Below are 4,237 nucleotides of genomic sequence, written 5' to 3' on the forward strand. Positions count from 1 at the left end.
GCGGTGGCGCGCGGGGCGCACGTGCTCGTCGGCGCCGTGACCGACGAGCGCGACCCCCTGCCCGAGCGCCCCGACGCCGCCGACGTCTACCGGGCCGCGGCCGTCGAGCAGGCCTCGCACGACGCCGCGGTCGTCGCCTCATCCATCGGGCGCGCCGGCGGAGAGGCGATCGCAGCCACGTCCGAGGACCTGCCGCCCCGCATCGCGGACCGCTATCTCGCACTCAAGGCCGCCGGGCGGCTCTGACGACGCACGACGCGGGTCTCGGCATCCGACTATCGCTCCCGTTCGGGGCGCACCGCGCACGTTCGGGGCGCGCGACGAACGCCCCGAACGCAGCTCGCGCGCCCCAAACGCGGCAGGATGCCGGAAGAGCCGGCGACGAATGCCTGAACACGGCGTGAAACCTCGAGGCATCGGGTGTCACACACCGACACTCCGCGCGCGGTTCCTGGGAAACTGCTGGACGGAGCGCTAGCCTCACGACGAGGAAAGGAGTCCGCCATGCCGGATACCGCAATCCCGCCCACCACGGCGAACAGACTCGTCGCGGAGGCTCTCGGAACGTTTCTGCTCGTCTTCGGCGGCGTCGGCACCGCGCTGTTCGCCGCCAACTTCCCCGCGGATGCGGAGACCAACCCGCTCGGCGTCGGCTTCGTCGGCGTCGCACTCGCGTTCGGCCTGACCGTCGTAGTCGGCGCCTACGCCTGGGGCCCCGTCTCGGGCGGCCACTTCAACCCCGCGATCACGCTCGGACTCGCCGCCGCGGGCCGCTTCGAGTGGAAGAACACGATCCCGTACATCATCGTGCAGCTCATCGGCGGCGCCCTGGGCACGACGCTCATCGTGCTGATCGGCATCTTCGGCACCGACGACTGGCTCGCCAACGCGCAGGACGGCGGCTTCGCGTCGAACGGCTACGGCACCGGCGACTTCGGCTCCCCCGGCGGCTTCGGCCTCGGCGCCGCCATCATCGCCGAGATCCTGCTGACCGCGATCTTCGTGCTGATCATCCTGGGCGTCACGCACTCCACGCGGGGCACCGCGGCGCTTGCGCCGCTGGCCATCGGCCTGACGCTGACCCTCATCCACCTCATCTCCATCCCGATCGACAACACGTCGGTGAACCCGGCCCGCTCGATCGCCGCCGCGATCTACGGCGGCCCCGGCCCGCTCTCGCAGCTGTGGGTGTTCATCGTGTTCCCGATCGTCGGCGGTCTGCTCGCCGGCCTCCTGCACCGCGCGCTGTTCGAGCCCAAGGGCACGCTGCCGCCGGTGCAGGCGGAGGCGCGCGTGGAGTAGACGCCCGCACACGACAGAGCGGCCCGCCCCTTCCGGGGGCGGGCCGCTCTTCTGCGTGTCGGATCAGGCCAGGTCGAACCGGTCGAGCTCGGTGACCTTGCCCCATGCCTTGACGAAGTCGCGCACGAACTTCTCGTTCGCGTCATCCGAGGCGTACACCTCGGCGACGGCGCGCAACTCGGAGTTCGAGGCGAACAGAAGGTCGACGCGCGTGCCGATGCCGACAGGCTCGCCAGAGCCGTCCTTCGCTCCCGAGAACGCGTGCGCGCCCGGGTCGAGCGGCTTCCACGTCGTGCCCAGGTCGAGCAGGTTCACGAAGAAGTCGTTCGTGAGCACGCCCTTGCGGTCGGTGAAGACGCCGTAGTCGGAGCCGTCCCAGTTCGCACTGAGCACGCGCAGACCGCCCACGAGCACCGTGAGCTCCGGAGCGCTCAGCGTGAGCAGGTTCGCCCGGTCGATGAGGTGGTGCTCCTCGGGCATGAACGCGCGCGGCCCGTAGTAGTTGCGGAACCCGTCGGTGATCGGCTCGAGGAACGCGAACGACTCGACGTCGGTCTGCTCCTGCGTGGCGTCGGTGCGACCCGGGTGGAAGATCACCTCGGCCTCGACCCCGGCGTCCTTCGCCGCCTTCTCGACCGCCGCATTGCCGGCGAGCACGATCAGGTCTGCCAGCGACACCCTCTTGCCGTCGGTGCGTCCGTCGTTGAACGACGCCTGGATCTGCTCGAGCTTCGCGAGCACCGTGGCGAGCTGGGCGGGCTTGTTGACCTCCCAGTCCTTCTGCGGAGCCAGACGGATGCGCGCGCCGTTGACGCCGCCCCGCTTGTCGCTGCCGCGGAACGAGGATGCCGCGGCCCACGTGGTCTCGACGAGCTCCGCGACGCTGAGACCCGAGTCGAGGATCTGCGTCTTGAGGGCCGCCGCGTCCGCCGCGTCGATCAGCTCGTGGTCGACGGCGGGGACGGGGTCCTGCCAGAGCAGCTCCTCGGCCGGCACCTCGGGTCCGAGGTAGCGGGCGATCGGACCCATGTCGCGGTGCGTGAGCTTGAACCACGCACGGGCGAACGCGTCCGCGAACGCCTCGGGGTCGTCCTTGAAGCGGCGCGAGATGGCGTCGTACGCCGGGTCGGTGCGCAGCGCCAGATCGCTGGTCAGCATGCGCGGCTCGCGACGGCCGTTGGAGTGGGCCAGCGGCACCATGTCGGCGCCGCCGTTGTTGATGGGCCGCCACTGGTGGCCGCCGCCCGGGCTGCGCATGAGCTCCCACTCGTATGCGTAGAGGATGTGGAAGAACTCGTTGTCCCAGCGCGTGGGGTGGTACGTCCACGTGACCTCGAGGCCCGACGTGATGGTGTCGTCGCCGTGCCCGGTGCCGTGGTTGTTCTTCCAGCCGAGGCCCTGCTGCTCGAGGCCGGCGGCCTCGGGGTTGGCCTCGATGTTGGTGTCGGGCGCGGCGCCGTGCGTCTTGCCGAACGTGTGGCCACCGGCGATGAGCGCGACCGTCTCCTCGTCGTCCATCGCCATGCGGCCGAAGGTCTCGCGGATGTCGCGCGCCGACGCCAGCGGGTCGGGGTTGCCGTTGGGACCCTCGGGGTTCACGTAGATGAGGCCCATCTGCACGGCGGCGAGGGGCTTCTCGAGCTCGCGGTCGCCCGAGTAGCGCTCGTCGTCCAGCCAGGTGGTCTCGGGACCCCAGTACACGTCGGCGTCCGGCTCCCACACGTCGGCGCGGCCACCGGCGTAGCCGAACGTCTGGAAGCCCATCGACTCGAGCGCCACGTTGCCGGCGAGGATCATCAGGTCGGCCCACGACAGCGACTGGCCGTACTTCTTCTTGACCGGCCACAGCAGGCGGCGAGCCTTGTCGAGGTTGACGTTGTCGGGCCAGCTGTTCAGCGGCGCGAACCGCTGCTGCCCGGCGCCGCCGCCGCCGCGACCGTCGGTGACGCGGTACGTTCCCGCGCTGTGCCACGCCATGCGGATCATGAGGGGGCCGTAGTTGCCGAAGTCGGCGGGCCACCAGTCCTGCGAGGTGGTGAGGGTCTCGGCGATGTCGGCCTTGACCGCCGCGAGGTCGAGCGACTCGAACGCGGCCTTGTAGTCGAAGTCCGCGCCGAGGGGGTTCGCGACTGCGGGGTTCTTGGCCAGGATCTTGAGGTTCAGCTGGTTGGGCCACCACACGCTGTTGGCGTTACCGGTGGTGGGGTGGGGCTGGCCGCCGTGGATCACGGGGCAGCTCTCGGACTCGTTGGGACGGGGGCGGCTCTCGCCGTCCTCGCGCTCGTCGACCGGGGTGTCGATCGGCGTGACCGCCTGATCGGAGTCGGTGGGGTTCTCGCCGATCTCCGGGATCGTGTCGTTGGTGTCGGTCATGAGCTTCCTTCCATCGGATGGGCTAGCGGTTCGGACAGGAGATCAGGATGCCGCGGGCACGCGGGCCGCGATTTCGCCGCCGTCGGCGCGCGCCGCGGCGCACGAGGGGCATACGCCCCAGAAGGTCACCTCGGCGACCTGCACCGCGTAGCCGTGGGCGTCGGAGGGCGTCAGGCATGGGGCATCCCCGACGACGCAGTCGACGTCTTGGACAGCGCCGCATTCGGAGCAGACGAGGTGGTGGTGGTTGTCGTCGACGCGCAGTTCGAACAGACCGGGCCGGCCGGCCGGCTCGATCCGGCGGGCGAGCCCCGCGTCGACGAAGTCGCTGAGCGCGTTGTAGACCGACTGCAGGCTCGTGCCGGGAATCGTCCGGGCGACGATGCCGAACAGCTCGTCGGCGCTCGCGTGGGGCCGCTCGATGAGCGCCTCGACGACCGCCCGCCGCGAATCGGTGACCCGCAGTCCCGCCGCCCGCAGCCGAGCCGCAGCATCGAGGATCTCGGGCGGGTTCACCCCTCCAGCGTAGCGTTGTTTTGAGCTATTCAAAACAGTGATAGAC

General features: G+C 70.3%; 3 protein-coding genes and 1 pseudogene. 2 read left to right on the top strand and 2 right to left on the bottom strand.

All coding sequences use genetic code 11. From position 1 onward, the window contains the following. Both ACI3KY_RS20125 and aqpZ read left to right on the top strand, forming a co-directional pair. A pseudogene (locus tag ACI3KY_RS20125) lies at positions 1-246 on the top strand (DUF58 domain-containing protein); the annotation flags it as partial. Positions 247-504: 258 nt separating this feature from the next. Continuing rightward, complete coding sequence (gene aqpZ / locus ACI3KY_RS20130; RefSeq protein ID WP_404931896.1) at positions 505-1,302, top strand: aquaporin Z; 798 nt, start codon at positions 505-507, stop codon at positions 1,300-1,302. 63 nt (positions 1,303-1,365) lie between these two features. On the opposite strand, the gene katG is transcribed toward aqpZ, so the two are convergent. Next, a complete protein-coding gene (gene katG, locus ACI3KY_RS20135; RefSeq protein WP_404931897.1) occupies positions 1,366-3,675 on the bottom strand; it encodes a catalase/peroxidase HPI in 2,310 nt (769 codons plus the stop codon). 42 nt (positions 3,676-3,717) lie between these two features. Further along, entirely contained in the window at positions 3,718-4,191 is a 474-nt protein-coding gene (locus ACI3KY_RS20140) for a Fur family transcriptional regulator (RefSeq protein ID WP_404931898.1), read from the bottom strand. Positions 4,192-4,237 lie beyond the last annotated feature (46 nt).

The sequence above is a fragment of the Microbacterium sp. ZW T2_14 genome (assembly GCF_044987405.1).
Classification (GTDB): Bacteria; Actinomycetota; Actinomycetes; order Actinomycetales; family Microbacteriaceae; genus Microbacterium.